General features: G+C 66.6%; 20 protein-coding genes. 9 read left to right on the top strand and 11 right to left on the bottom strand.

From position 1 onward, the window contains the following. Positions 1 to 12 precede the first annotated feature (12 nt). From ACF66B_RS00350 to ACF66B_RS00335, 4 genes are all read left to right on the top strand, one after another. On the top strand, positions 13 to 1,995 hold the full coding sequence (locus ACF66B_RS00350; RefSeq protein ID WP_111428782.1) for a biotin carboxylase N-terminal domain-containing protein: 1,983 nt from the start codon (positions 13 to 15) through the stop codon (positions 1,993 to 1,995). Positions 1,996 to 1,998: 3 nt separating this feature from the next. Then, on the top strand, positions 1,999 to 2,877 hold the full coding sequence (locus ACF66B_RS00345; RefSeq protein WP_111428783.1) for a hydroxymethylglutaryl-CoA lyase: 879 nt from the start codon (positions 1,999 to 2,001) through the stop codon (positions 2,875 to 2,877). Then, the gene (locus ACF66B_RS00340; protein ID WP_111428784.1) at positions 2,874 to 3,662 is read left to right on the top strand and encodes a crotonase/enoyl-CoA hydratase family protein; all 789 of its coding nucleotides are present in this window, start codon (positions 2,874 to 2,876) and stop codon (positions 3,660 to 3,662) included. The genes ACF66B_RS00345 and ACF66B_RS00340 overlap by 4 nt, the downstream gene beginning before the upstream one ends. 104 nt (positions 3,663 to 3,766) lie before the next feature. Beyond that, on the top strand, positions 3,767 to 4,561 hold the full coding sequence (locus ACF66B_RS00335; RefSeq protein ID WP_111428964.1) for an aldolase/citrate lyase family protein: 795 nt from the start codon (positions 3,767 to 3,769) through the stop codon (positions 4,559 to 4,561). Positions 4,562 to 4,585: 24 nt separating this feature from the next. On the opposite strand, the gene ACF66B_RS00330 is transcribed toward ACF66B_RS00335, so the two are convergent. The 10 genes from ACF66B_RS00330 to ACF66B_RS00285 form a co-directional block, all read right to left on the bottom strand. After that, complete coding sequence (locus ACF66B_RS00330; RefSeq protein WP_111428785.1) at positions 4,586 to 6,181, bottom strand: efflux transporter outer membrane subunit; 1,596 nt, start codon at positions 6,179 to 6,181, stop codon at positions 4,586 to 4,588. 20 nt (positions 6,182 to 6,201) lie between these two features. Continuing rightward, a complete protein-coding gene (locus ACF66B_RS00325; RefSeq protein WP_111428786.1) occupies positions 6,202 to 7,347 on the bottom strand; it encodes an HlyD family secretion protein in 1,146 nt (381 codons plus the stop codon). Between the two features lie 48 nt (positions 7,348 to 7,395). After that, positions 7,396 to 7,755, bottom strand: coding sequence for a DUF3302 domain-containing protein (locus tag ACF66B_RS00320; protein ID WP_111428787.1), 360 nt, complete (start codon positions 7,753 to 7,755; stop codon positions 7,396 to 7,398). Between the two features lie 161 nt (positions 7,756 to 7,916). Next, positions 7,917 to 8,345 (bottom strand): glyoxalase superfamily protein, encoded by a 429-nt coding sequence (locus ACF66B_RS00315; RefSeq protein ID WP_111428788.1) that lies wholly within the window; start codon positions 8,343 to 8,345, stop codon positions 7,917 to 7,919. Then, positions 8,342 to 9,718 (bottom strand): MATE family efflux transporter, encoded by a 1,377-nt coding sequence (locus tag ACF66B_RS00310; RefSeq protein WP_111428789.1) that lies wholly within the window; start codon positions 9,716 to 9,718, stop codon positions 8,342 to 8,344. The genes ACF66B_RS00315 and ACF66B_RS00310 overlap by 4 nt, the downstream gene beginning before the upstream one ends. A 209-nt stretch (positions 9,719 to 9,927) precedes the next feature. Beyond that, positions 9,928 to 10,929, bottom strand: a complete 1,002-nt coding sequence (locus ACF66B_RS00305; protein ID WP_392663629.1) for a C45 family autoproteolytic acyltransferase/hydolase — start codon at positions 10,927 to 10,929, stop codon at positions 9,928 to 9,930. An 8-nt stretch (positions 10,930 to 10,937) separates the two neighbouring features. Beyond that, positions 10,938 to 12,422, bottom strand: coding sequence for a biotin carboxylase (locus tag ACF66B_RS00300; protein WP_392664781.1), 1,485 nt, complete (start codon positions 12,420 to 12,422; stop codon positions 10,938 to 10,940). Next, complete coding sequence (locus ACF66B_RS00295) at positions 12,419 to 15,199, bottom strand: aminotransferase class I/II-fold pyridoxal phosphate-dependent enzyme (protein ID WP_111428791.1); 2,781 nt, start codon at positions 15,197 to 15,199, stop codon at positions 12,419 to 12,421. Before ACF66B_RS00295 ends, ACF66B_RS00300 begins: the two co-directional genes overlap by 4 nt. A 32-nt stretch (positions 15,200 to 15,231) precedes the next feature. Then, on the bottom strand, positions 15,232 to 16,224 hold the full coding sequence (locus ACF66B_RS00290; protein ID WP_111428792.1) for a carbon-nitrogen hydrolase family protein: 993 nt from the start codon (positions 16,222 to 16,224) through the stop codon (positions 15,232 to 15,234). 385 nt (positions 16,225 to 16,609) lie between these two features. Further along, a complete protein-coding gene (locus ACF66B_RS00285; protein WP_111428793.1) occupies positions 16,610 to 17,434 on the bottom strand; it encodes a MerR family transcriptional regulator in 825 nt (274 codons plus the stop codon). Positions 17,435 to 17,556: 122 nt separating this feature from the next. On the opposite strand from ACF66B_RS00285, the gene ACF66B_RS00280 reads away from it, so the two are divergent. The 5 genes from ACF66B_RS00280 to ACF66B_RS00260 all read left to right on the top strand — a co-directional run bounded on the left by ACF66B_RS00280 (position 17,557) and on the right by ACF66B_RS00260 (position 25,405). Beyond that, entirely contained in the window at positions 17,557 to 18,858 is a 1,302-nt protein-coding gene (locus ACF66B_RS00280) for a 4-aminobutyrate--2-oxoglutarate transaminase (RefSeq protein WP_111428794.1), read from the top strand. Between the two features lie 164 nt (positions 18,859 to 19,022). Beyond that, positions 19,023 to 20,498 carry an NAD-dependent succinate-semialdehyde dehydrogenase gene (locus tag ACF66B_RS00275; RefSeq protein ID WP_111428795.1) on the top strand — a complete coding sequence of 492 codons (1,476 nt, stop codon included), beginning with the start codon at positions 19,023 to 19,025 and terminating at the stop codon, positions 20,496 to 20,498. A 655-nt stretch (positions 20,499 to 21,153) separates the two neighbouring features. After that, positions 21,154 to 22,038, top strand: coding sequence for a DUF4102 domain-containing protein (locus tag ACF66B_RS00270; RefSeq protein ID WP_162683173.1), 885 nt, complete (start codon positions 21,154 to 21,156; stop codon positions 22,036 to 22,038). Positions 22,039 to 22,312: 274 nt separating this feature from the next. Then, complete coding sequence (locus tag ACF66B_RS00265; protein WP_392663623.1) at positions 22,313 to 22,546, top strand: helix-turn-helix transcriptional regulator; 234 nt, start codon at positions 22,313 to 22,315, stop codon at positions 22,544 to 22,546. Positions 22,547 to 22,879: 333 nt separating this feature from the next. Further along, positions 22,880 to 25,405 (top strand): DNA-primase RepB domain-containing protein, encoded by a 2,526-nt coding sequence (locus ACF66B_RS00260; RefSeq protein WP_162683174.1) that lies wholly within the window; start codon positions 22,880 to 22,882, stop codon positions 25,403 to 25,405. A 1,087-nt stretch (positions 25,406 to 26,492) separates the two neighbouring features. Here the strand turns inward: ACF66B_RS00260 and ACF66B_RS00255 are convergent. Beyond that, on the bottom strand, positions 26,493 to 26,804 hold the full coding sequence (locus ACF66B_RS00255) for a hypothetical protein (RefSeq protein WP_162683175.1): 312 nt from the start codon (positions 26,802 to 26,804) through the stop codon (positions 26,493 to 26,495). Positions 26,805 to 26,920: the final 116 nt, after the last annotated feature.

Below are 26,920 nucleotides of genomic sequence, written 5' to 3'. Positions count from 1 at the left end.
GGGGAGACCATCATGACCATGCGAAAGCTGCTGATCGCCAACCGCGGCGAGATTGCCTGCCGCGTCATCCGCACCGCGCGCGAGCTCGGCATCGCCACCGTCGCCGTGCATTCCGACGCCGATGCCCACGCCCTCCATGTCGCGATGGCCGACGAGGCGGTGCGGATCGGCCCGGCGCCGGTGTCCGAAAGCTATCTGCGGGGCGATGCGATCCTCGCCGCGGCGCAGGCCACGGGCGCGGATGCTATCCATCCCGGCTACGGGTTTCTTTCGGAAAACCCGGATTTCGTCGAGACGGTCGAGGCGGCGGGGCTCACCTTCGTCGGGCCCTCGGCGGCCTCGATCCGCGCCATGGGGCTCAAGGACCGGGCGAAGGCCCTGATGGAGGAGGCGGGCGTGCCGGTCGTGCCCGGCTATCACGGCGAGGAGCAGGACCCGGACTTCCTGCTCGGGCGCGCCCGCGAGATCGGCTTCCCGGTGCTCGTGAAGGCGCGCGCGGGCGGCGGCGGCAAGGGCATGCGGCGCGTGGATCGGGAAGAGGATTTCCGCGAGGCGCTGGCAGGCGCGCAGCGCGAGGCCCGCTCGAGCTTCGGCGATCCGGCCTGTCTCATCGAGAAATACATCCTGAAGCCCCGCCACATCGAGGTGCAGGTCTTCGGCGATGCCCATGGCCATGCGGTGCATCTCTTCGAGCGCGACTGCTCGCTGCAGCGGCGGCACCAGAAGGTGATCGAGGAGGCTCCGGCCCCCGGCATGACGCCGGAGATGCGCGCCGCCATGGGCTCGGCGGCGGTGCGGGCCGCGCTGGCGGTCGGCTATCGCGGGGCGGGAACGGTGGAGTTCATCGTCGATGGCGCGCAGGGGCTCTCGCCCGACCGCTTCTGGTTCATGGAGATGAACACGCGGCTCCAGGTCGAGCATCCGGTGACCGAGGCGATCACCGGGCTCGATCTCGTAGCACTTCAGATCGCGGTGGCGGAAGGGGCCGCCCTGCCCTTCACCCAGGACGATCTGGCGATCTCGGGTCATGCCTTCGAGGCGCGGCTCTATGCCGAGGATGCCGCCGCCGGGTTCCTGCCCGCGACGGGCCATCTCGAGCGGCTGGCCTTTCCGGAGGCGGGCGTGCGGATCGACACCGGCGTGCGGCAGGGCGACATGATCACGCCGCATTACGACCCGATGATCGCCAAGGTGATCGTCCATGGCCCCGACCGGGCGAGCGCGCTGCGCCAGCTCGAGCGGGCGCTGGCCGGGACGGTGGTGAGCGGTTCGGTGACCAACCGCGCCTTCCTGGCCCGGCTCGCGGCGGATGCCGATTTCGCCGCCGGGCGGGTCGATACCGGGCTCATCGAGCGCAAGCAGGCCGCGCTCACCGAGGCCCCCGCCCCGGATGCCGAGGATCTGGCGGCCGCCGCCCTTGCGGTGCTGCTCCACGGGCAGGCCGGCGCCGCGGCGCCGCCCTTCGCGGCCTTCGCCGATTTCCGGCTCTTCGGCCCGGCGCGGCAGGCGGTGACCTTCGAGGGGGTCGATGCCTCCGTCATCGTCACGGTCGAGACGCGGGCCGATGGCGGGCGGCGGGCGGAGACGCCGCTCGGCACGGTCGAGCTCAGCGACGTGCGGCTCGAGGCGGGCCGGCTCTTCTGGCGCGCGGGTGGCGTGCGGCGCGAGGCGGCGGTCTTCCTCAAGGGCGCGCTCGTCCATGTCCAGCGCGGCGCGGCGGCGCATGACTTCCACCTCCATGAGGCGGGCACCGAGGCCGAGGACGGCACGGGCGATGCGATCTCGGCGCCGATGCCGGGCCTCGTGCGGCAGGTGAGCGCGGCCCCCGGCGACCGGGTCGAGAAGGGCCGGACGCTCATCGTGCTCGAGGCGATGAAGATGGAGCATTCGCTCACCGCGCCCCGCGACGGCACGGTGGCGGAGGTGATGGTGGCGGAAGGCGATCAGGTCGATCAGGGCGCCTTCCTGCTGCTGCTCGAGGAAGAGGAGGCCTGAGCCATGGCCGACAAGGTTCTCGTCTTCGAGATGTCGCCGCGCGACGGGCTGCAGAACGAGACGGCGATGATCGCGACCGCCGACAAGGTCGCGCTCGTCGATCTTCTCTCGGCGGCGGGGTTTGCCAAGATCGAGACGGCGAGTTTCGTCTCGCCGAAATGGGTGCCGCAGATGGCCGATGGCGCCGAGGTGCTGGCCCGGATCACCCGGCGGCCCGGCACGGCCTATACCGCGCTCACCCCGAACCTCCGGGGCCTCGAGGCGGCGCTTGCGGCGGGTGTGGACGAGGTCGCGGTGTTTGCCGCGGCCTCCGAGAGCTTCAGCCGCAGGAACATCAACTGCTCGATCGCGGAGAGCCTCGCGCGGTTCGGCCCGCTGATGGAGGAGGCGGCGGCGGCGGATGTGCCGGTGCGCGGCTATGTCTCCTGCGTGACCGACTGCCCCTATGAGGGGCGGATCGCGCCGGAGGCGGTGGCGCATGTGGCGGCGGCGCTCGCAGCACTCGGCTGCTACGAGATCTCGCTCGGCGACACCATCGGCCAGGGCACGCCGGAGACGGTGAACGCGATGCTCGAGGCGGTGATCGATCGGCTGCCCGCCGAGCAGCTCGCGGGGCATTTCCACGACACCGGCGGGCGGGCGCTCGAGAACATCCGCGTCTCGCTCGCCCGTGGGCTCAGGGTCTTCGATGCCTCCGCAGGCGGGCTCGGCGGCTGCCCCTATGCGCCGGGGGCGCGGGGCAATGTCGCGACCGAGGCGGTGGTCGCGATGCTGGAGGCCGAGGGCCTGGCAACCGGGATCGACCGGGAGGCGCTGGCCGCGGCGGCGCGTTTTGCCCGCGCGCTGCGCCCGGGCGACCAGGAGGGGGACCTAGAAAGATGACAGGCCAGGAAACCATCCGGGTCGAGACGGATGCGCGCGGCGTGGCGCGGCTCACGCTCGCCCGCCCGGAACGGAAGAACGCGCTTTCGGCGCAGATGATGGACGAGCTCACCGATTTCGCCCGCGCCGCGGAGGCCGATCCGGCGATCCGCGCCGTGGTGCTGTCGGGCGCGGAGGGCACGTTCTGCGCCGGGGGCGATCTCGGCTGGATGATGGCCCAGATCGAGGCCGACCGGGAGGGCAGGATGCGCGAGGCGCGCCGGCTCGCGGGCATGCTGAAGGCGCTGAACGAGATGGCGGTGCCGCTCATCGGCCGGGTCGAGGGCGCAGCGCTCGGCGGCGGGATGGGCATGGCGGCGGTCTGCGACATCGCCATCGCCGCGGAGGACTGCCGCTTCGGCTTCACCGAGACGCGGCTCGGCATCATCCCGGCGACCATCAGCCCCTATGTCATCGCGCGGATCGGCGAGGCCGCGGCGCGGCGGGTCTTCATGAGCGCGCGGGTCTTCGGCGGCCACGAGGCGGCGGATCTCGGGATCATCGCCCGCGCCGTCGCGCCCGGCGATCTCGACGCCGCCATCGAGGCGGAGGTCGCGCCCTACCTCGCGCTGCCGCGCGGGGCGGTCGGCCGGGCCAAGCGGCTCGCGCGTTCGCTGGGGCCGCGGATCGATGCCGACGTGATCGAGGACACGATCCGCCAGCTCGCCGATGCCTGGGAGGCCGAGGAGGCCCGCGAGGGCATTTCGGCCTTCCTCGAGAAGCGCAAGCCCCGCTGGGCGGAGTGAGCCGCCCCCCCGGGCGGCCTTTCCGCCCGAACCGGTTTCGTCCAGGATGATCGCCCGCGGCCCGCGGCAGCGGCGGGCGGGAGATGGCAGAGGAGGCGCGCGCCATGTTCACCAACAGGCTCAGGCAGATCTGGGCGGAGGGGCGGCCCGCGCTCAACGGCTGGCTCTCGATCGGCAATGCCTTCACCGCCGAGATCATGGCGGCGCAGGGCTATGACAGCCTGACGATCGACCTCCAGCACGGCGCGCTCGACTACGCGGCCCTGCTGCCGATGCTGCAGGCGATGCGGGCCTCGGGCGTGACGCCGCTTGCCCGCGTGCCCTGGCGCGAGCCGGGCGCGATCATGAAGGCGCTCGATGCGGGCGCGCAGGGCATCATCTGCCCGATGGTGAATTCGGCGGAGGAAGCGGCGGAGTTCGTGAGCTACCTGCGCTATCCGCCCGAGGGCCAGCGCAGTTTCGGCCCGACGCGCGCGGCCGTGGCCTATGGCGGCTACGGCACCGCGGCCAATGGCGAGGTGCTGGCGCTCGCGATGATCGAGACGGCGGCGGGCGCCGAACGGCTCGACGAGATCGCGGCGACGCCGGGGCTCGACGGGCTCTATATCGGCCCGGTCGATCTCACCCTCGGCACCCAGGGCGGGCGGCTGGCGCCCGGCTTCGACCGGGAGGAGCCGGAGATGATCGCGCTCATCCAGCGCATCCTCGCGGCCTGCAAGGCGAACGGGCTGGTGGCCGGGCTCCATTGCGGCACGCCGGACTATGCCGCGCGCGCCGTCGGCTGGGGCTTCGATCTCACCACGGTATCGGGCGACACGCGGCTTCTCGCCTCGGCTGCAGCGGCCTCCGTCGCACGCTGGCGCGCGCTGGCGGAGCGCGGCGCGGCCGAGACGCGGTGAGCCCGGTCGCTGCGGCGCGTCGGCTCAGCCCGGCGCGCCGGCGGCGGCGGCAGCCGGCTCCGCGGCGCGGGCCGGTTCCTTCAGGAGATCGCCCCAGTCGGTGCGATAGGCCATCTCGGCAATGACATCGTCGGGCAGGAATTCGCGGCCCGCCCGGATTTCCCAGCCGCCGCCGAGCCCCTTGTAGAGCGCGACGAGGTTTTCCGAGACCTGGGCACGGGCATCGACGAGGGCGGCCTCGATGCGGAGCGCGGCCTCCTGGGTGTTGAGCACGCGGCTGTAATCGGCGACGCCGTCGCCATATTGCGAGAGCGCGATCTCGGCGGCCTTGCGTGCCGCCTCGGAGGCGGCCTCGAGATAGCCGACCTGGGTGCGGGACTTCTGATAGGCGACGAGCGCGTTCTCGACCTCGGCATAGGCTGCGAGCACGGTGTTCTGGTAATTCGCGACGAGGCCCTGGAAGGCGGCGTCCTGCGCGCGGACGTTGTTCTGGATCCGGCCGTAGTTGAGCACGTTCCAGACCACGCCGGGGCTTGCGAGCGACGTGACGCTGTTGGCGGCGAAGAGATCGTTGCCCGAGCTCGCCATGGTGCCGATGCTGCCGGTGAGCACGAACTGCGGGTAGAGGTCGCTGATCGCGACGCCGACATTGGCCGATTGCGCCGCGGCCTCGAGCTCGGCGGCGCGGATGTCGGGCCGCCGCCGCAGGAGCTCGGCCGGGATGCCGACATCGACCTTGCCGTGCGCCCGCGGGATCGGGCCGGAGCTGCCGAGCAGCTTCGTCATCCGCGACGGCGGCTGGGCGAGCAGGACGGCAAGCGCGTTCTTGGCCTGCTGCAGGTCGCTCTCCAGCATCGGCACCATGGCGCGGGTGCGGTTGAGAAGCGCGGTCGATTCCTGCACGTCGAGATCGGTGGTCACGCCCTCGTCGAAGCGGTTGCGGGTGAGGTCATTGCCCTGGGTCTGGAGCGCGATGTTGGCGCGGGTGACGCCGAGCGTCTGCTGCAGCGCGCGGATGTTGATGTAGACCGCGGCGACATCGCCCACGAGGGTGACGAGCGCGTCGTCGTAATTGGCGACCTCGGCGGCAAGGTTGGCGCGCGCCGCCTGGACCCCGCGGCGCTGGCCGCCCCAGACGTCGAGCTCCCATTGCGCATCGAAGGCGGCCTCGGAGGTGGCGAAGGTGAGATCGAGCGGCACGAAGCGCTCGATGTCCTGCACCGGGCCGAGGTTCTCGCTGATCCGGCGCCGGGAATAGGCCGCCCCGACGGCCTGGGACTGCGGGAATAGCTCACCATGGGCGATGCCGAGCTGGGCGCGGGCCTGCATCACCCGCGCGCCCGCCATCTGCAGCGTGAGGTTCTGGGCATAGGCCTCGGCCACGAGCCCGTCGAGCACCGGGTCGCGGAAGGTCTCCCACCAGCGCACCACCGGCGCGCTGCGGGTGGTGAGGCCGGTTGCGGCATCCGGGCCCGGGGCGTTTTCCTCGATCCAGCGGTCGAGGACCGGGCTCGAGGGGCGGGTGAAATCCGGGCCGACCATGGTGCAGCCGGCGAGGAGGCCCGCGACGGCGGCGCTCCGGAGGAGCACGCCGGCGCGGCTGCGGAACGATCGTCTCATCTGCCCTGCCCTCCGTGCCATCAGATGTTCAGCGGGCGAATGAAGTTGCCGAACGAGTAGATGCGGATGTTGATCCGGCGGAGGAACTCGAAGCTCGTGGCGCCACCGGTGTAGATCGCCACCGCCGCATGGGCGCCGGCCGGGATCTCGCGGCCGTCGGGCGGATCGAGGCGGATCTGCACCGCGATCCGGCCCGGCAGCTTCGGCAGCATGAAATGCGGCAGCCGCCCCGAGGGCAGGAGCTGGCCCTGCGAGGTGGCCCACCAGACCGCCTCGACCTTGCCCGGAATGATGTCGCCCGGATAGAGATCGAGCGCGACCTCGACATCCTGGCCCGGCTGCACGAACTTGAGGTTCTGCTGGCGGTAGGTCGCGAGCAGGTAGGGGTCCTCGGCGGTCACGAAGCTCGCGATCGCGCCGAGCCGCATTTCGCCCACCACGAGCCCCGGGCGGGCCTGCTGCGAGACGATCATGCCGTCTTCGGGGGCGTTGATCGTGGTGTTGTCGAGAAAATACTGCGCCTCGGCGAGCTGGGCCTTCGCCGCGGCCACGTCCGGGTTCACCCCGTCGACATTGGCATCGACCGCGAGCTGGGCCTTCTGCTGGTTGGCTTCGGCCTCGGAGACGGCGGCCTTGTCCTGCTCGACCTGGGCGTTCCAGCGGTCCAGCTCGTCCTGGCGCGCGCCGCCCTTGGGCACGAGGTTGCCGTAGCGGGTCTGCTGGGAGAGCGAATAGGCGAGCTGGGCGTTGGCGCGCGTCACCGCATCCTTCGCCGCGGCGAGATCCTGCTGGAGAATGAGCACGTTCTGCTCGGCGGAAGCGAGCTGCGCGGTCGCCTGCTCGACCTGGCGGGCGAAGACGGTCTGATCGAAGCGGTAGAGCGGGTCGCCCTTCTTCACCGGCACGTTGGGCTCGACGACCACTTCGGTGAGGATCGTCGGCTGGGTGAGGCGCGGGATGATCTGGATCGTGCTGCGGATGACATGGGCGTCCATCGAATATGGCTGATAGAAGCGCAGCGTCACGAGGAAGATCAGCATGAGATGCGCGCCGACCCAGAACGAGACCACGCCCCAGACGATGCTGAACTTGAGGAGCTTGAGCTTGAAGAAGATCAGCCAGACGAAAATGATGTAGAAAAGCGTGATCCCGACCGCGATCAGCATGTGCGGGCCTCCTCTGCTGCCCCGGCGCCGGGCCGGGCGATGTGGCGCTCAGCCTTCCTGCGGACCGGCATCGTCGCCCCCGGGATTTTCGGCTTTCGGTTTGCCGCCGAGCCGCGCGATTTCCGCGCGGACGTGATCGCGTTCCTCTTTCGGCGTGCGGCGCAGATCGACGGTCATGGAATCGTGGAAGGCCCACATGAAGGCATGCACCCAGGGCACGACGGCGAGGAAGCCCATCCAGCCCATGATCTTCACCGCCTCGGCATGGGGATGGTTGCGCGCAATAGCGATGCGCCCCGGCAGACCCATGATGAAGAGAATGATCGCGAGAAGGACGACGATCATCAGTATGATCGCGGCGAACGTCAGGTAATCGTAAATATTCAGTGAACGGTCGAGCAATTCCATCGCCAGCCTCCCGTGCGTGGATGGATCTGGTGTTCCGGTGTTTCTCTCTCTTGGGTAGACCGCACCTTTGAGAACACAAAAAACTTTTGGCGGATGTTTTTCCTTTGAGGTGGAAGCTGTTGCAGATCGGTGCCAGTCCCCGGCATGCCGGAGGGGCCCGCTCAGAGCTCGATTTCCAGATGCGGCCGCCCGTCGGCGGTGCGTTCGCGCGAGGTGCCTGCCGGGCCGACAGTGCCCCGCACGCGCCGGCGGAGGTTCGAGAAGCTCGCGAAGGTCACGACATCGACCGGGCGGTCGAGCGCGAGCTCGAGCCGGTACCAGCCGGGCCGGAGCCGGGCCGCGCGCAGCACCGTCGCCTCGAAGGGCTGGCCGAGGTAGTGGCCGCGCACCCGGCCGCCGGGCACGAAGCCCGCGGGCGGGCGGCGGGCGATGGCGGCGTGGAGCGCGTTCCAGTCGCGGAAGCCCTGCGCCCGGGCCACGCGCTCGAGCGCCTGCCCGTGGCTGATCGCCACGCCCTCGGCGGCGAGGGTCGTGCGCAGCCGCCGGGCCTCGGCCTTGGCTTCGGCCGGGGTGAGACGCGCCGCGCTCATGGCCGGACCGCCCTGGCCCGGGCAGGGTTGCGGGCGCGGATGGCCCGCCAGAGCACCGCGAGCGTGAGGAGCGCAAGCAGCGCCTCGGCCCCCGGCATCGCCCACCAGATCGCCCGGGGGCCCAACAGATGCGGCAGCAGCACGATCAGCGGCAGGGTGAAAAGATAGGGTTTCGCGAGGCCCAGAAGCGCCGCGCGCGGCGCATCGCCGAGCGCCTGGAACCAGGCCGCGACCATCATGTGCGGCCCGGTGAGCACATAGAGCGTCACCATGACGGGCAGGATCGCCGCGACCTCGGCAATGACCCGGGGATCGGCGACGAAGAGCCCGCCGATCGGCGCGGCGAAGCCCATCGCGAGGGCCTCCACCGCCGCGCCGTAGACGAAGGCGCAGCCGAGCGCGAGGCGGACCGCGCCGCGCACCCGCTCCGCCAGCCCGGCGCCGTGGTTGTTGCCGACGATGGACTGCATCGCCTGCGACAGACCGAGCAGCGGCAGGAAGGCGAAGGTGAGGACGCGCGTGACGATGCCATAGGCCGCCACCGTCGCGGGATAGTCCGGCAGCGCCAGCGTCTGCAGCCTGAGCAGGATCGCCGAGGAGACCAGCGCGATGCCGAGAAAGCCGAGGCTCTGCGGCGCGCCGAGCGCGAGCATGCCGCCCGAGCCTGCGAGGGTGGCGTTCCGGCGCAGGGCCGGGAGACCGAGCGCCATGCCGCCGCGCGCGCGGGCGGCGAGGATGATGCCGAGCGCCAGCGCCTGGGCGAGCACCGTCCCGAAGGCCGAGCCCGCCACGCCGAGATCGAGCCTTGCGATCAGCAGATAGTCGAAGGCAATGTTGCCGAGCGAGACCAGAAGGCTCGCCGCCGCCATGAAGCCGGCGCGGCCCTCGCTGCGCAGCGCGTCGGAATTGACCGCGAGCAGGAACTGGAGCGGTGCGAAGAGTACGAGGATGCGCAGGTAGAGCGCCGCCGGTGCGGCCAGCGCGGGATCCGCGCCCGCGACCCTGACGACGAGTGCGCCGCCGAGGAGCGCATGAAGCGCGATCAGCGCCACACCGGCCGCCAGCGCGAGCCAATGGGCGCGGGCGAAGATCTCGCGCGCCGCATCGCGCCGCCCTGCCCCGAGCAGCCGGGCGAGAATGCTGGCCATGCCGCTCGCGACCAGCGTCGCGAGTGCGACGATCAGCATGTAGAGCGGGAAGATCAGGGTGACGGCCGCCAAGGCGGCCTCCCCGGCAAAATGCCCGAGGAAGAGGGCATCGACGACGGTCAGGAGGCCGTTCATGCCCATCACGAAGATGATCGGCAGCGCCGTGCGGGCAAAGATCGCGGGCAGCGCCCCGCGAAGAAACGGATTGCGGGCAGGTTCGGGCATCGCGCGGCATTCCTCATGCGCGCATCTCGCGGATACCGGATGGATCCCGCATTGCCATCCGCGCGAGACGCGGAAAGGACTGCATTTCGAGCGAATGTCCCCGGCAGACCTTCACCAGGACCCTTGCGGGCCCGCGGGAGGCAGGCGTCTGCAGCCTGACCCCGCGCTACCGCGAAGGTGACGCGCGCGTCAAGAGGCGCGGGCGCGGCTCAATGGGGATGGGCGTATTTGTCCGGCGCGTCCTCCGGCAGGACGATCAGCTTCGAGGCGGGCGTGAAGGCGCTGAAGCTCTGGTTCCAGACGTGATCGGGCCACCAGAGCTGCATCGCCCCTTCCCGCGGCAGGTAGGCGGCGGTGTAGAGCGTGCCGAAGCCCGAGGAAAAGGCCGTGGAATAGAGCGGCGGCATCAGGAAGGCGGAGATGAAGCGCTCCTCCGATTCCGGATGCTGGGTCAGCCGGTTGAGCAGGAAGCGTTCGCGCTCGACGGTTGCGGTGAACCGGGCGTGGCTCGACCATTCGACGCGCTCCTGGTGGTTGGTGGCCACCGGGGTGTTGGAGATGATCGTCGGGCGGTCCGGGGTGAGATAGGCGGTGACGTAGCGCCGCGCCGGATCGAGCACGGTGACGTTGTAGCTCATGTGGCAGGGCACGCGGCAGAGCACCGCGACGGCCTCGTCGAGCGTCGAGCAGGTCTGCAGGATATAGCGCAGGATGAGCGGCACGCCGAAGCCCTCGCCCACCTCGCGCCGTCCGCCGAAGGTGAGCGAGACGACGAGGCCCGCGTCGTTCATGCCGTCCACGAGACCGAAGAGCCCGTCGCTCATGCCGATCACCTGCCGCCCTCCCCAGGCGGTCCGGAGCAGGATCGCGTCGAAGGCCCGCGGGTGGTAGTCGTAGTTGCGCACCAGGAGCGGCCGGTCGCCCTGCCAGATCGCCTGGCTGCAGCCGGAGAGATAGCGCGGCGGGCAGTAGAAGCTCAGGAACCGCGCCTGGCTGTCGCTGCCGCCGACAAGCTCGCAGAGCGTCTCGTAGAGCGGCACAATCTCGGGCATGTGGGTCCGGAGCGCCCGGAGGCACTCCAGATAGGTTGGCCGGGCCGCGAGCCCCTCCCGCCCCCACCATCGCCGGTAGGCGGGCCAGAACGTGTTGAAAACCCCGGCCCAGATCGGGCCGGGTTGGTCTTCGCTGATGCCGCGGAACCGGATGTTCATGAGGTGTTTCACATGATCTTGAAGGCAGGCTCCTCGAAGGCCCTGGCGGCGCTGAGCGGGCGTGCCGAGAACGAGTTCTTGATGCCGTCGATCCAGGCCTTGGCCCGGTCGGTCAGCTGGAAGGACTTCGTCATCGAGCGGCCGCGCATCACGAGAATGCCGAGATCGGCGCCCTCGTAGCGGTAGTCGCCATCCTTGAGGATGCGCAGGAAGAACGCCTCGTCCTCGGTTTCCACCGCGCGCCGGTGATAGTCGAAGCGGTCGAAGGCCACGGTGCCGTCCGGATGCATCTTGTAGATGCCGCTCTGCGGCGCCTCGGTGATGATGTCGACGCTGTCATCGGTGTGCTTGATCACCATCTGCGTCCAGCTGTCGATCATGTCGGGATCGGACCAGCGGGCGTTGAGCTCCTCGACGTCGAAGCGGAACGGCTTCTTCGAGAATTCCAGCAGGTGGAACAGGAAGAGCGGCGCGTCGGCATGGGCGAAGGCGGCGTGGTTGGTCATCGAGCTTGCGCCGGTGATGCGCGGGTTGAGCTCGCCGAGCCAGAGTTCGCCCGTCTTCTTGTCGATGAGGAAGTCGAGCTCGAAATAGCCGCGGTAGCCGCCCTTGCGGAGCTGCTCGCCGAACTTGAAGGTGAGCTCGCGCGCCTGCTCGCGGACCTTGGGCTGGAAGGCGGTCGAGAAGATCTCGTTGCCGCACCAGCCGCCGCGGTAGGGCGTGAGCTCCTTGAAGCCCACGAGCTCGGTCATCAGCGGCCCGACGATGGTGCCCTCGCTGGTGGTGCAGGCCTCGATCGCCGAACCGCGGCAATCGATGCGCTTCATGATCTTGATCTCGCCCTCGCCGACGATCTCGTGCCCATGCTTGCCGAAATCGGCTTCGGACTTGATGAAGAAGGTGGTGTGGCCGCTGTCGCCGAAGGCCGACTGCAGCACGAGGTCGTGGCCGAGGCCCGCCTTGTCGCAGATCTCCTGGAGATGCGCATAGCTCTTCACCTCGGAGAGCGTGTTCGGCACCGAGGGCACGCCCGCCTTGTCGCCGATCCGGACGGTCTCGATCTTGTTGTCGCAGCGCTCGCGCAGGCTCGCCTTGGGGAACCAGATCTCGCCGCCGAGTTCCTTGACCAGCGCCTCGGTCTTCTCGTTGAACATCAGGAAGACGAATTTCGGCTTGCCGCCGCGGGCCTTGACGAAATCGACGACTTCCTTGTGCTGCAGCAGGTAGTTGTTGATGTCCTCGATGGACTGGAACTCGTCATGCGGCATCTCGGAGGGCACGAGCACGTTGGGGTGCCGCCCGTCGAAGCAATCCATGTAGCAGATATACTTGAAGTTTTTCACCCACTCGTCGATTCCGAGCAAGTTGAAGTTCGTCGCCGACACGAAATATATCGGGTCCTCGTTGGTGTGAAAATACCGCCTGATTTCAGATATGTTCTTCAGGGTTTTCTTCGGCATAGTCTTTTCCTCTTGTCCCTCGGTCTGTTTCAGGTTTGGGCGACGGAATTCAGGGCCTCGGTCGTGAAGACGCGAAGCCCGAGGTCAGGCCGGTAGCCGTGAATCTCGCTCACATCGAGTGCACGCATGAAGGTCAGGATCTCGCGGCTGATGACCTGGCCCGGAACCAGGATCGGAAATCCGGGCGGATAGGGAATGATGAACGACGCGGAAACCAGCTCCTCCCCGCTTTCCAGCTTCTGCAGCAGCTCGCCGTTCAGATCGAGATAGTCGCAATTGTCCTCGTCATAGGCGAGGAAGAACGCGGAGCGGATATCGCCCTCCGGGGTATCGCTCTTGCGGAACGCGGAGTGGAACCGGCTGAAGTCCGGCAGCGGCGGCACATGCTCGACAAGGCTCTTCACACGGTTCTCGAAGGAGCGCCGCTCCATCTTGGAGGCATCGTCAAGGAGGTCGTCCAGATCCTTCGCGATGCCCACCAGCACCTCGATCAGATAGGCGATCGAGGAGCGTGTCGTGCCGATGTTGGTCATGAAGAGCACGCTGTTGCGCGAGGTCTTGTTGATCTGGATCCCGTGCTTGTCCATCAGGATCTGGGTCTTGAACGTATCACCGTCCCAGCCCGTCCCGCCGACGGCGAGCGTGATCTTGGTCGGATCGAGCACGAACTCGTCGGTGGCCCAGCTGTTCCAGGCATCGGTCCAGCCGTGCTGTGCGTCGTAGTAGGACTCGAGCCCGCTGTCGCGATACTCCGGCGGGATCATGTCGGCGACCGTCAGCACGCGGAAGTATTTCTGCAGCAGCGGATGAGACCCGATCGCCCGGCGCAGCGACATCGCGCTGTCGATCTGGCGCTGCACGAACTCGTAGCCCTCGAGCTCGACCTGGCGCCGGCCGACATCGAGCGAGGCGATGATCTGGTAGTTCGGCGAGGTCGAGGTGTGGGTCATGTAGGCCTCGTGGAAGGCCTGTTCCGTCTCACCCTTGAAGTCCTGGTCGTAGACATGGATCATCGAGCCCTGCCGCAACGAGGTCAGGGTCTTGTGGGTCGATTGCGTCGCATAGACCCGGACCCGCGCATCGGGTGGCGCGATGAGCCGGGTGTTGAGGCGGATGTCGCCATCCTCGTCTTCCGCAAGCCGCGCCTGCTGCTCCTCGTAGGCCTGGACCCGCTCCGGGGTCCGGAGCACGCGGCGCAGCGACGCCGCAGCGTGCATTGCCGTCCGCTGGCGATAGACCGGATTGAAGCGCGCGAAGGCGAACCACGCCTCGTCCCAGAGGAAGATCAGGTCCTTCTTGATCGCAAGGCATTCCTCCATGACGCGCTCGACATTGTAGATGAGCCCGTCGAAGGTGCAGTTCGTCAGCAGCACCATGCGCACCTTGTCGAGCTTGCCCGCGGCCTCGAGCTCAAGCAGCTTGTGCTTGATCTCCCGAAGCGTGACCGCGCCATACATGGAGTGTTCGTTCAGCGGATAGCTGTCCATGTAGACGACCTTGGCCCCGGCCAGCACCATGCCGTAGTGGTGCGACTTGTGGCAGTCGCGGTCCACGAGCACGATGTCGCCGGGCCGGACCAGCGCCTGCACCACGATCTTGTTGCAGGTCGAGGTGCCGTTGGTGGCAAAGAAGGTCTGCTTCGAGCCGAAGGCACGCGCCGCCGCCTCCTGCGCCTTCTTTATCGGGCCGCGCGGCTCGAGAAGGCTGTCGAGGCCGCCGCTCGTCGCCGAGGTTTCCGCAAGGAAGATGTTGGGGCCGTAGAAGGCGCCCATGTCCTGGATCCAGTGGCTCCGGGTGATCGACTTGCCGCGGCTGATCGGCATGGCGTGGAAGACGCCCGTCGGCTGCTTGGAATATTCCTTCAGCGCCGTGAAGAACGGCGACTTGTAGCGGCTGTTGACGCCGCGCAGGATGTTGAGGTGTAGCTCGAGGAAGTCTTCCTGATTGTAGAAGACCCGGCGGCAGCTGCCGAGATCGAGCCCCGCGATCGCCTCCGCCGAACGGTCGGTGACGAGATAGGTGTCGAGCTCGGGCCGGATCTTGGCGATGAGCCGGCAGGTCTCGGGCCCGTATTCCTCGGGCCGCAACCCGTCGAGATCCTCTTCCTCGCTGGCCGATCTGAGATATTTGCTCAGCAGCGAGAGGTTGTTGCGCGACTTGAGCGTGAGGCCGGGCCGGACGACCACGGCCTGAACGTTGTAGTTGAAGAGGATACCGATCAGGGCGTCCTCGAGGCTCGGCACGACGACCGCCTCGTAGATGAAGGCGTCCTCCGGCCTGCGGACATGCTGAAGACTGGTGCGCAGCCAGCGCTCCTGCTGATCGCCGAGACTGTCGACGATCAGCACCTCGAAATAGGGTCGGCCGAGCGCGCGGGCCTCGGGGGAGAGGGCGACCTCGTCCTCGAAATCCTCGCTGTCGCTGTCTTCCGCGACGAGGGGAATCGTGCGGCGGCGATAGGCGCCCGAGGTGAGCGCCCGCACCACGCGGCGGACCGCGTGGGAGAAATCGTCGATCTTCCGCTGCTCGAGGAGCCGCCGCATGTATTCGTAGGCGGTCGCCCCCGGAAAGGCCCAGTAGGTCTCGATCGGGGCAAGCGCCGACATGAGCTCGTCGGCGTCCTGCAGCAGCTTCTTGCCCTTGCGGCTGTCGAGACTGGTGACGGAAAGACCCTCGACGGCGGCGCGTAATGCGCTCCAGCGGTCGGCGCGGAGCTGCGTTGCACTGTAGTAGTCGCCGATCGAGGGCAGTTGACGCTCTGCGGCCTCAGTGGCCGACAGAGTCGATGCGGTGTTTGGCGGTTTGTTCATTGATCTTTTTTGCTCCCTGTCCTTTTCACCCGTCAGCCTGATGCGTGACTGTGAAGCGGAGGCTGGGGCGCCATCGCCTCATCGCCCTGACCTGCCCAGTCGGCATCGGCCTTGGCTTCGGTCACGCTCAGCATGGTACGCGGGTCGGCGCTGGCAAGCCCAGCACGCGAGCCCTGCCGCTGGATCTCCAGCGGGCCGAGCCGCTGCAGATAGGCATCCGCGCCGCTGCTTCGGTCATAAACCGGGAAGTCGACCTCGCGGTCGCGGAAGCTCTTCAGCACCTGCCCGAGGCCGCGGAGGCCGAATTCGCGCTGGCGCCGCACGAGGTCGAGGTCGATCTCGATCGGGAACATGTCGTCCTGACCGGCCGACTGGTGCAGCACCGCGGCGGAGGGATCGACGACGAGCGAACGGCCCATGCCGCCCGAGCCGAGGCCGTTGATGTCGAAGACGTAGCACTGGAACTGTGCCGCGGTCGCGCGCGCGATCGAGATCTCCGCCTCGCGGTCGGTCGTCCCGGTCAGCACCGGATGCAGAAGCACCTCGACGCCCTGGCTGGTGAGGTGGCGCGTCGTCTCGGGGAACCAGATGTCGTAGCAGATCGAGAGCCCGAAGCGGCCGACCTCCGGCACGTCGAAGATGCAGAACTCGTTGCCCGCCGAGATGCCGACCTCGTAGGGCCGGAACGGAAACATCTTCGAGTAGCGTGCGACGATCTCGCCCTCGGGGTTGATGACCACGGAGGTGTTGAGAATGCGGCCGTCGTCCTTGCGCTCGAACATCGAGCCGGGAACGAGCCAGAGCTTGTGCTGGTGCGCCTTGTGCTGGAAGCGCTCGATCGCCTCGTTCGGAAATGGCTTGGCGAACCGGTGCAGCGGCCCATAGGGCGCCAGTTCGCTGAAGACTGCCATCTGCGTCCAAGGGAAGCGCGCCATCAGGATGTCGGTGCGATGAAGCATCGCCTCGACGTTCGACTGAAGCGCATCGACCTGCATCTGGATGCCGGCAATCGCGAAGGGTGTCATGCTAGTTCTTGCTCCTGTGGGGACCGGGCTGCGCCGGCTCGTTGGTGAAGGCTTCCTGCCGGCGCGGGCTTCCGCTGCCCGTCTGCTGTCGGCAGAAACACGTTCGCTTCGAGGTAGCTCCGTTCGCGGCACAGGCCAAACCGCCGCGAGAGCGGAAGGCCGGCCGGGTCCTGCCCGGTAGAACGGAGCCGATTTCCTGGCATCTGTGCCACCCCCAGCGCTTCGTCCTCCCCAGTGACGAAGCCGTGCTTCGAGGCCAGTCTGTGACATCTCGGCAGCGGAAGATAGGGGTGACAACACCATGACAGGTGAAAATGCTGCACTTTCGGGCAGCAATTACGGGACGTCCGGGTTCGCATCGCGACGGGAATGGCGGAACCCGACATCAGAAACTGCGCGGCGTGTTGATCCAGAGCAGGACCGTCACGTCATCGTGAGCGTTGCTCCAGGCATGTTTCCGGCGGCTGCCGAAGTAGAGCGAGTCGCCTGGACCAAGCACGTGAAATTCCTCCTCGTCGAGCACGATCTCGATGCATCCCGAGAGCACGTGGAGGAACTCTTCGCCGTCGTGGCTGTAGGCCCCCTCGCTCGCCGCGCCCGGCGCGAGGACGAAGCGGTGGCAATCCATGCTGCGCTCGCCTTCGGCCAGCAACTGCACCGTGACGCCCGACGAGCTCTCCGGCCAGACCTGCCATTCCCCGGCCCGGACGAGCGCGCGCGCGCAGTCCTGCTCGCCCGAAAGCGTCGAGACGGTGGTGCCGAAATATTCCGCAAGGTCGTGCATGAGCCGGAAGCTCACCCCCTGCGAGGTGCGCTCGAAGGTGGAAACGACGGAGGCCGAGGTGCCGAGATCCTCGGCGACCTGCTCGAGCGTAAGACCGGCGGAGCGGCGGAGTGCCCGCAACTTGCCGCCGATCTCGATCGGCCGCAGCGGCTCGAAGAGCGCGGCATTTTCAAACTCTTCGCCCTCCGCGGCAAGCGCCTCGCGGATCGCCGCGGGATTGAGCCCGCGCCGCGAGCGATACCAGCAAATGCGCTGCGCCCGCCGCACGTCCTTGGCGCGGTACTGCCGGTGGCCCGTCGGCGTACGCTCCGGCGTGATCAGTCCCTGATTCTCCCAAAGCCGCAGCGTCGAGGCGGAAACGCCAGCCAGACGCGCGACTTCGGTGATCTTGAACACGGCCGGGGCCGCCTGGCTCGTCTCCGGCATCTTTCCTCGATTTTCGGCTGCTGAAAATTCCGATTGCGTTTCCAAGACAAAAATGTAAACACCGCCGGTGTCAATAAGCTACAGAATAAATGCAAAAATTCTGTCGAGATTCAGAGGTTCCGATGACCGCAGCACCGTTGACCGACCGCAAGAACGCCGCGATTGCACGCGGTGTCGCCATGGCAACCCAGATCTACGCCGAACGCGCCCAGAACGCCGAGCTCTGGGATACCGAAGGCAAACGCTATATCGATTTCGGCACCGGCATTGCCGTTCTGAACACCGGCCATCGCCATCCGAAGGTCATGGCGGCGGTGCAGGATCAGATCGACCGCTTCACCCATACCTGCGCGCAGGTCGTGCCTTACGAGAACTACGTGCATCTGGCCGAGCGGCTCAATGCGCTGACCCCGGGCGACCATGCGAAGAAGTCGATCTTCCTCACCACCGGCGCCGAAGCGGTCGAGAACGCGATCAAGATCGCGCGCGCCGCAACCGGCCGGCAGGCGGTGATCGCCTTTGGCGGCGGCTTCCACGGCCGGACCTTCATGGGCATGGCACTGACCGGCAAGGTCGTTCCCTACAAGGTGGGCTTCGGCCCGATGCCGGGCGATGTCTTCCACGCCCCGTTCCCGAACCCGCTGCACGGCGTCAGCATCGAGCAGTCGCTCGACGCGATCGCCCGTCTCTTTGCCGCCGATGTCGAACCGTCGCGGGTCGCTGCGTTCATCATCGAGCCGGTTCAGGGCGAAGGCGGGTTCTATCCCGTGCCCGCGGCCTTCATGCGGGCGCTGCGCGAGATCTGCGACAAGCACGGCATCCTGCTCATCGCCGACGAGATCCAGACCGGCTTTGCCCGCACCGGCAAGCTCTTCGCGATGGACCACTACGATGTGATCCCCGATCTCATGACCATGGCCAAGAGCCTCGCGGGCGGCTTCCCGGTTTCCGCCGTCACCGGCCGGGCCGAGCTCATGGACGCCCCTGCCCCCGGCGGCCTCGGCGGCACCTATGCCGGCAGCCCGATCGGCATCGCCGCGGCCCATGCCGTGCTCGACGTCATCGAGGAGGAAGGGCTCTGCGCACGCGCGACCGTGCTCGGCGACCAGCTCAAGGCACGCCTCGAATCCCTGCGCGGAAGGGTGCCGGAAATCGCCGATATCCGCGGCCCGGGCTTCATGAACGCCATCGAGTTCAACGATCCCGAGACCGGCGCGCCAAGCCCCGAGTTCACCACGGCCTTCCGCCTCAACGCACTCTCCAAGGGTCTGATCCTGCTGAGCTGCGGCGTCTTCGGCAACGTCATCCGCTTCCTTGCGCCGATGACGATCGAGGACGACGTGTTTGCCGAGGCGCTGGACATCATCGAGGCTTCCCTGCTTGAAGTCTCCCAGGGCGCGAAGGCCCTCGAGGCCACCGCCTGAGACCGCCGACGCGGGATCGCCCCTCCGGGGGCGGCCCTGCGCAATGGCTGCCGCGCGCGCGCGGGGGATCGCCCGCGCCCCGGCCGGAAAGGCGCCGGAACCCGTGACGGGGGCTGCGCGCTTCTTCTCCTCCCAGCATTCGAACTGAACCAACAGGACGAACCATGACCACCCAGAAGCTCGCCGACCGGCTTTCCAACCCCGACCTGCTCGTATGTTCCGCCCTTGTGGGCGGCAAGTGGATCGACGCCGCCTCCGGAAAAAGCTTCAATGTCACCAACCCGTCCACGGGCGAGGTGATCGCGACGCTGCCGGACCTCGGCGTCGAGGAAGCCCGCACGGCAATCGACGCGGCCGAAGTTGCCCAGAAGGACTGGGCGCGGAAGACCGGCAAGGAACGCGCCGCGGTCCTGCGCAAGTGGAACGACCTCATGGTCGCCAATGCCGACGATCTCGCCGCCATCCTCACCGCCGAGATGGGCAAGCCGCTGGCCGAAGCCCGCGGCGAGATCCTCTACGGCGCCTCGTTCATCGAGTGGTTCGCCGAGGAGGCCAAGCGCGTCTATGGCGACGTGATCCCCGGCCATCAGCCGGACAAGCGCATCATCGTGCTGAAGCAGCCGGTGGGCGTCGTCGCCTCGATCACGCCCTGGAACTTCCCGAACGCGATGATCGCGCGCAAGGCCGCCCCGGCGCTTGCCGTCGGCTGTGCCTTCGTCTCGAAGCCCGCGGGCGAGACGCCGCTCTCGGCGCTCGCGATGGCGCGGCTCGCCGAGGACGCGGGCCTGCCCGCCGGGCTGTTCAGCGTTGTCACCTCCTCGCGCTCCGCGCCGATCGGCGAGGAATTCTGCTCGAACCCCAAGGTGCGCAAGCTGACCTTCACCGGCTCGACCGAGGTCGGCCGCATCCTGATGCGCCAGTCCGCCGAGCAGATCCAGAAGACCTCGATGGAGCTTGGCGGCAACGCGCCCTTCATCGTCTTTGACGATGCCGATCTCGACGCCGCGGTCGAAGGCGCGATGATCTCGAAATACCGCAACAACGGCCAGACCTGCGTCTGCGCCAACCGCATCTACGTGCAGTCGGGCGTTTATGATGCCTTCGCCGAAAAGCTGGTTGCCGCCGTCGGCAAGATGAAGGTCGGCGACGGCTTCGAGGACGGCGTCGTCGCCGGGCCGCTGATCTCGCCCAAGGCCATGGAGAAGGTCGAGGAACACATCGCCGACGCCCTCTCCAAGGGCGCCGAGGTCGTGACCGGTGGCAAGCCGCACGCCAAGGGCGGCACGTTCTTCGAGCCCACGGTGCTGACCGGCGTCACCCAGGACATGAAGGTCGCCTCCGAGGAAACCTTCGGCCCGGTGGCCCCGCTCTTCCGCTTCGACGATGTCGAGGACGTGATCGCGAAGGCCAACGACACCATCTTCGGCCTCGCCTCCTACTTCTACGCCCGCGATCTCTCGCGCGTCTTCCGCGTGGCGGAAGCGCTCGAATACGGCATGGTCGGCGTCAACACCGGCCTCATCTCGACCGAGGTCGCGCCCTTTGGCGGCGTGAAACAGTCGGGCCAGGGCCGCGAGGGCTCGAAATACGGCTGGGAAGACTACATCGAGGTCAAATACATCTGCCTCGGCGGCATCTGAGCCAGGCCCGCAACGCCTCCGGCCGCCCCGCTCCGGGCGGCCGGGATCAGGGCATCGCCCGGCGCCCAGGCTGACGGCCGGGCACCCGCGCCGCCAGGCCTGTCGCGCGCCATCCCGGCGGAACGGGATACCTCTGGCCGGAAGAAATCGGCATGTGCCGCGACCGTGCAGGCTGTCCCACATCTCGCAGAGTCACGAACCGATTTTCGGAGCATGAAGCTCAGCGCTTCCTTTGAGACAACGCGATCGAAAGGGGTTACTGCTGAAAGATTGGCGCAATTAAATTGAGCCATACGTATTTCTTGTTATTTTCGTATCATCAATATTAACGTTTTATGGCATCAGACTGCCTGCATCCTTTCAAGCGGTCGAGCTGATTTCCAGGAGGCGGCACACATCAGCATTAAACAATGCTGTTTCTCGTGATCTTGCATCTCCGATGCCTGAAAAGAGTGGCGATGCAAAAACAGGAGTTTCATTTCCCGGATCGGGAAATGGTGCCGGTGAAGGGAACCGACCCCTATTCCAGACTGTTCCGGGAACGTCCATATAACCGTTAACCATCAATGCCTTGGGTCTCTGTGTATTCTTGACGGCTCCACGATTGTCCGCCATGTTCCCAAAATAATTGTTGGGCGTGATGTGGGGCGATACCGTGGGCAAGGCTACGGGACGGCACAAGGACAAGAGGCTCTCGGCGGCAGATGTGCGGTCTCTCAAGCGGGGCTTCCATGCTGACGGGCACGGGCTCTATCTCAAGGTTGAGCCGAACGACGCCAGACGGTGGATACAGCGGATCACCATCGGAAAGAAGCGGCGGGATATCGGGCTCGGCTCGCCGCCGCGGGTGTCGCTCAAGGAGGCTCGCGAGAAGGCGCTCGACAACCTTCGCATCGCCCGAGCCGGTGGCGACCCGACGGCGAAGCCCGCCGCCGTGCCGACATTCGAGGTGGCGGCACGTGCCTGCCTAGCGGAGCTTGCGCCGACCTGGACCGGGCCTCGGCAGTCTGCCATCTGGTGGCGCAGCATGGAGGCTTACATCTTCCCCGCACTCGGCTCGCGCCCTGTTGATGAGATATCGGCACAGGCGGTGCGCGCCGTGCTGGAGCCCGTCTGGACCTCGAAGCCCGAGACGGCGCGGAAGCTTGTCCGCCGGGTGCAGGCGGTCTTCCGGCACGCGCTGGGCAGGGGCTATATCCGCGAAGACCCGTCCGCCGGGGTCACCAACACCCTCCCTAGGCACACGGACCGGGCCGCCCACCATGCCGCCCTGCCCTATGCCGAGGTGGGTGCTGCCGTCGAGAAGATCCGGGCGACACAGGCTTGGGCGGGCACGAAGCTCGCTTTCGAGTTCCTCGTGCTGACGGCTGCGCGCTCGGGCGAGGTCCGGGGCGCACGGGTTTCGCGCGAGCTTCCGCATGTGGGGAGGCGAGGAGACGTCGCACCCGAGGGAGATCATCGAGCACGCCCTCGCGCATGTGCCTGCAAGCCGGGTCGAGGCCGCGTATCTCCGGGACGCTCCCCTGCTGTCGAAACGTAGGGCGCTCATGGTCGAGTGGGCCGAATATGTGATGGGATGTCACAATCTGAAATAATTCGTGATGTCCGGTGCGTTTCCCAGGTGGTCCGAGGAATGGTATTTTGTCCACATCGGCAGGGTGAGACCAAACGCGCCACCTGAACACCCAGTATACATCGGTCGGAGAGCCTCCCGGCCAACATCCTGGCCGACATAGCCTCAGAGACATTGGGTCGTCTCCAGGCATTTCACGAGCGAACGGCATTCGCTTGTGCAGTGCACTTGGAGGACACCCGTGCCTGACGCGAACGATTTCGGCATCGAGCCGACCCGGCTCTATCGGCGCCCTGCCGTCGAGGCCGCAACCACCCTTTCCCGGTCTCAAATCTACCTGCTCATGGATGCTGGCGATTTTCCCCGCCCGCTACGCCTCGGCCCGCGCTGCGTGGCTTGGAAGGGCAAGGACCTTCTGTCGTGGCTGGAGAGCCGCGAGGTGTCGGACCCCCGCTCGCACGGGGTTTCGCGATGAGCGACGTTACCTCAGCCGGAGTAGGCATTGGGGTTGGCATCAAGTTCCCGGCCCCGGCGCAGAAGCCCAAGCCCACAGAACCCGAGCCCGCGAAAGAAGAAGCCCGGCGGGCAACCCCGCCGGGCCAAGGAGAACGTAACCGTAACACCGATTGCGCAGGCGTGGAGAACCTGTGCCGAGCCACCGGGAGCCCCGATGACATGCCCGAATAGTATACCACAGCATACCGAGAGGCAACTGCGACAGGACCATGCGGACCGGGAAAGGTTCATTGCCGAGATCCTGGGCGGCGACGTTGGCAGGCTCTTTCACTGGAACGGAGACGCAGGCGGCATGCACCGTGCCACCGAGCGCGATGCGCACCTCGCCAGCGTCTACTGCGTCGCGGACACCGGCCGGAACGGCGCGAGGAACGGCGCCAGCTTCAAGGCGCTGCACCTGATCGTGCTGGATGACATAGGCCACAAGGGGACCAGAGCCCCGAGCGCCCTGCCGCAGCCTGCGGCGATCGTAGAGACGCGGCCGGGCTCGCAACAGTGGGTCTATCGCCTCGCCTCGCCGGTCACGGACAAGGCCGAAGCCGACGCCCTGATGCGGGCCGTTGCCGCGGCAGGCTTCGGTGACAGCTCGGGTCACAACAAGGTCAGGGTTGCACGCCTGCCGGGCTCACAGCCCTCGGGCAAGGAGAAGGCGCGGCTCGTCTCGCTCGAGCCTGGGCGGACGATAACCGGGCTGGCCGACCTCGGCATTGCCCCAGCGCCCGAGCCGGAGCACGTGCGGCGGACCGGGAGCGGACCTGTCGGCCCTGCCATGCCGCTCTGGAAGGTGGAGGCCCTGCTCGCCCTGATGCCGTTGGGCGAAACCCCCGACTGGTGGACCCGCGACGATTGGGTGAAGGCGATGCACGCGATCCGGGCGGAGACAGACAAGGCCGACGACTTCGAGGCATACGAGCGGGCGTTCTACGACTGGACCTCGGGCTTCCCGGACGGCGATGCCGAGGGCGACGTGGAGAATTTCCGGCAGACGGTCCCGCACGGCGCCACCGGCGGAAGTCTGGCATGGCTGGCGCAGCGTTGGGCGGGCAAGGAGGCCGTCGAGCGGGCCGTGCGGCAGGCAAAAATGGCCGAGATCCGGCAGCACCCGCCGAGGGAGCGGCCCGACTACAGCATGTTCCTCCCTCCGGTGGAGAGCCTCGAGGAGCCCGACGAGCCCGCGGAGGATGACAGGGCGCCCCTGCCGCCCGACGTGGTTGCAGGGGTCGCGCGGGTGCGCCGGGCCGTGCTGGAGGCTGCCTGCGGCGCCGGGGCGGACGATGAATTTGTCTTGGCGGTCTCGGCCTGCCTGGACGACGAGGCGCTTGGATCGGCCTTGAGCGCGGCGTTCTGGCGGACCTCGGGTGACAAGCCGGTCCAGTATCTGACGCGGGACGGCCGCCTCCACGGTTACGCCGAGACGCGCGCCCCGGATGCGATGAACGAGGACAGGCCGCACTTCGCCCCGCATCTGGCGATGCCTGCGCTATCGGACTTCGTTTCTGCCAAGACTGCGGTCCACAAGGAGAGCGGATCCAACGCCACTCTGGAAGTGCCCGACGCCGCCGACGTGGTGAAGGAGCTGCGCCGCGCCTGGATCGCGGCGATCCGGGACTTTCTCGAACGCCAGCGGCAGGCGCACCGGCTTGATTGGGACGTGGACCCTTGGGCGACGGAGCCGCGCGTCGAGTTCCGGGGCAATACGGGCCGGGTGCTGCTCCCGCTCCCGCCGGTGCCGCACGAGGAAGGCGTCCCCGAGGCCGACGCGAAAGCCGTGTGGGCGGATTACACCGAGGCACTGCCGGGCGCTGCTGATCTGCCAGGGCTCATCGCGGCGTCCTGGTTTGCCTCCGACCGGCGGCAGGCGTTCGTATGGCTGCATGCGCCGTCCTCGTTTGGTAAGGGCATGCTGGCGTCGGCCCTCGCGGATCTCGGGTTGGTGGTAGAGACGAACGTCCGCGAGATCGAGGCCATGCTCGAAGGCAAGCCGGTGGGCAAGAGCCCGTCCGAGTTTGCCCGGAGCGCGGTGCTTCTCGTGAACGAGTTCAAGGCGGTGAAATCGGAGATAAAGCAGCTCGAGCGCGAGGTGCAGCTCGCGCCCAAGTTCCAGATGGCCTCGACGGCGCCGCTTTTCGTGAAGTTGTTCCTGAGCGCCGAGAGCGTGGCGTCTCTTGTCGGTGCTGACGGCGGGACGGCAGAGGACCAGTTCATCAACCGGTTTGCCTACTGGACCCCGGCCGAGGATGCGAAGCCCGTCTCGCAGCACGAGAGCTTCGACAGGCTGGGGGCGAGCGGCTACCGTCGCGCGCTTTCGGAGGCCCTCGGTTCGCGCATCCGGGCCGACGTAGCGCGGTATCTGGCGATGGAGCCTCGGGCGGCAGAGCGCGCGGCCGAGAAGGCCATCGCGGAGATGCATAGACGCCACGGGCTGGGCAACTTTGTCCAGTCCGTCACCGCCCGGCTGCCCGAGATCGCCGCGGAGTTCCTCCACTGGATTGACGAGAGCCGGGCCTACAACGGACGCGTGCTGTCGGCGCTTGTCGAGCGCGAAGACGGGCATCGGGTGCTGAAGGGCGGCGCTAACCTCTACTCGCGCTGGCTGGACGAGACGCACGACCGATCCGAGGCGGGGACGCTGGGGCGGCGCTGGCTCGACGTGGCGAAAGCTCTGTCCGTGGATGGTAAGGGTGTCGGGGTCCGCAAGGCGAACGGCGCCAACCACAAGGGCCTGCTGATCCCGGCGGCAGGTTCCCGACTGCGTCCGAGCTATCTGAGTGTGGTGGCGGACGAGGGGCGGACGCCCGAAGACGAGGTGCCCTGGTAGGCTGGGCGCTCGACCGGGTGAGATCAGGGGGCGGGCCGCAAGGCTCGCCCTTCTCCGTTGGGGCCGTGGGTGAGAGCAGCACCGCCCCGCTACCTCCCGCTACCTCCCCGCTACCTTGCCAAGTCATTGAAAACGTTACTCGGCTACCTCGCTACCTCCCTTTCTACTTTTATAGGGAAAAGAAAATTAGATGAGAGAGGAGTGTATATATAGAATACGCAAAACCGAGGTAGCGAGGTAGCGGGCGCGCCCCCGTGCTGTCATGGCATTGAAATAAAAAGATAATTCACGGCGCCACCCGCTACCATGGCAAGGTAGCGGGAGGTAGCGCCCCCATCTGTGCCGTCACCCGGCACGCATTGGAACAGTCGCGGCATTACCCGCTCCTGGCACATCAGCGGGCACTCAAACTGGATCGGGGTCAGTCGCAGAAAAGCAAGGAAGATATGACTGTCGTGGCGTTTGGGATGGCCTGAACGATGAACCCTGCTCCTATTAGTGCCAGGCCTTGTAGGGTTACGACAGTTCGCTCAGCTGTGGCTTGCCTTAGTTTGGTTAGCTCAGCTGCTCCTCTGGCTCTCTTGCCACGAATGAGCGCGGAAGCCAAAATGAACAACTTCTCCACATGAGGGGTGCGAAGATACCGGTCTGACATCAAGAATACACCGGAAACTTCCAGTATTGTCCCAGATAATTGTAGTAAGGAGCTAAAAATTTCGGACAAATTAAAGGGGATCAATTCTAATGCATCTATGAAATATCACGCTGCGGTCTATTCGCATAGTGAGTAAAAGAGCATGATTGCAGTCACCAGTATCAACATAGAACATGTTATCCTTAATTTGAATGTATTTTTCCGGTTCAATTCCAGAAGTGGAAAACCTAGATAAGAATTTATCTATGCAAACTATTTCTTCATCATTGGGCGTATTGCCTAGGTCATTTCCAAACTGTGCAGTGAAGCGCGGAATGCCCTTAATTGGGCCTAAAACAAGTTTATTAGGTCCTATCATGGCATCCATTCAAGCATTTCAGGGGCAACAAGGAGAATTCTATTTGTTCAGAATGACGAGTTGCAAATTACTTCCTAGGTTGCTGGGATACCTAACCTGCGCTTGACGAAGTCACGGAATTTCTCGACTGTTCCAACGTTCTTCCCGTTGCTAAAATCAGCACTGTCGCTCAACGATTTTTTCATCTTTTCAGGATCTCGCGCGAGGTCAACAGCCGCAACGAGTAGCCGATATCTTGACGATGACATGCCGACAAAGACGGGTTGATTTTCTTGGTCACAAGCTAGAAACACCTCAGGATGCTCAGCATCAAAGCCCTTCTTTCCGCTACCGAAAACCTGTTCAAGCAATCGGGGGGAAACCTGTAGTCGTTTCAGCGCCATCAAGATGCCCTTTCCCATCACAATCCAATTCGCGCAGATTGTCTATTTTGGTTAATCGTTGCAAGCGCGGCCGCCTCGCCTAGGGCGCGGAAGGCAAAAATAGACAATATTGTTGCGGA

The sequence above is a fragment of the Amaricoccus sp. B4 genome (genome assembly GCF_043226085.1).
GTDB lineage: Bacteria > Pseudomonadota > Alphaproteobacteria > Rhodobacterales > Rhodobacteraceae > Amaricoccus.
Note: the sequence above shows the minus strand (reverse complement) of the source record. Positions and strands in the feature narration are given on the sequence as shown.

Excerpts from the sequence above, each read along its gene's own strand:
- ACF66B_RS00320 (WP_111428787.1), bottom strand. The coding sequence starts at position 7,755 with ATGGAATTGCTCGACCGTTCACTGAATATTTACGATTACCTGACGTTC.
- ACF66B_RS00345 (WP_111428783.1), top strand. The coding sequence starts at position 1,999 with ATGGCCGACAAGGTTCTCGTCTTCGAGATGTCGCCGCGCGACGGGCTG.
- ACF66B_RS00335 (WP_111428964.1), top strand. The coding sequence starts at position 3,767 with ATGTTCACCAACAGGCTCAGGCAGATCTGGGCGGAGGGGCGGCCCGCG.
- ACF66B_RS00310 (WP_111428789.1), bottom strand. The coding sequence starts at position 9,718 with ATGCCCGAACCTGCCCGCAATCCGTTTCTTCGCGGGGCGCTGCCCGCG.
- ACF66B_RS00325 (WP_111428786.1), bottom strand. The coding sequence starts at position 7,347 with ATGCTGATCGCGGTCGGGATCACGCTTTTCTACATCATTTTCGTCTGG.
- ACF66B_RS00305 (WP_392663629.1), bottom strand. The coding sequence starts at position 10,929 with ATGAACATCCGGTTCCGCGGCATCAGCGAAGACCAACCCGGCCCGATC.
- ACF66B_RS00350 (WP_111428782.1), top strand. The coding sequence starts at position 13 with ATGACCATGCGAAAGCTGCTGATCGCCAACCGCGGCGAGATTGCCTGC.
- ACF66B_RS00295 (WP_111428791.1), bottom strand. The coding sequence starts at position 15,199 with ATGAACAAACCGCCAAACACCGCATCGACTCTGTCGGCCACTGAGGCC.
- ACF66B_RS00285 (WP_111428793.1), bottom strand. The coding sequence starts at position 17,434 with ATGCCGGAGACGAGCCAGGCGGCCCCGGCCGTGTTCAAGATCACCGAA.
- ACF66B_RS00340 (WP_111428784.1), top strand. The coding sequence starts at position 2,874 with ATGACAGGCCAGGAAACCATCCGGGTCGAGACGGATGCGCGCGGCGTG.
- ACF66B_RS00275 (WP_111428795.1), top strand. The coding sequence starts at position 19,023 with ATGACCACCCAGAAGCTCGCCGACCGGCTTTCCAACCCCGACCTGCTC.
- ACF66B_RS00290 (WP_111428792.1), bottom strand. The coding sequence starts at position 16,224 with ATGACACCCTTCGCGATTGCCGGCATCCAGATGCAGGTCGATGCGCTT.
- ACF66B_RS00315 (WP_111428788.1), bottom strand. The coding sequence starts at position 8,345 with ATGAGCGCGGCGCGTCTCACCCCGGCCGAAGCCAAGGCCGAGGCCCGG.
- ACF66B_RS00330 (WP_111428785.1), bottom strand. The coding sequence starts at position 6,181 with ATGAGACGATCGTTCCGCAGCCGCGCCGGCGTGCTCCTCCGGAGCGCC.
- ACF66B_RS00280 (WP_111428794.1), top strand. The coding sequence starts at position 17,557 with ATGACCGCAGCACCGTTGACCGACCGCAAGAACGCCGCGATTGCACGC.
- ACF66B_RS00260 (WP_162683174.1), top strand. The coding sequence starts at position 22,880 with ATGCACCGTGCCACCGAGCGCGATGCGCACCTCGCCAGCGTCTACTGC.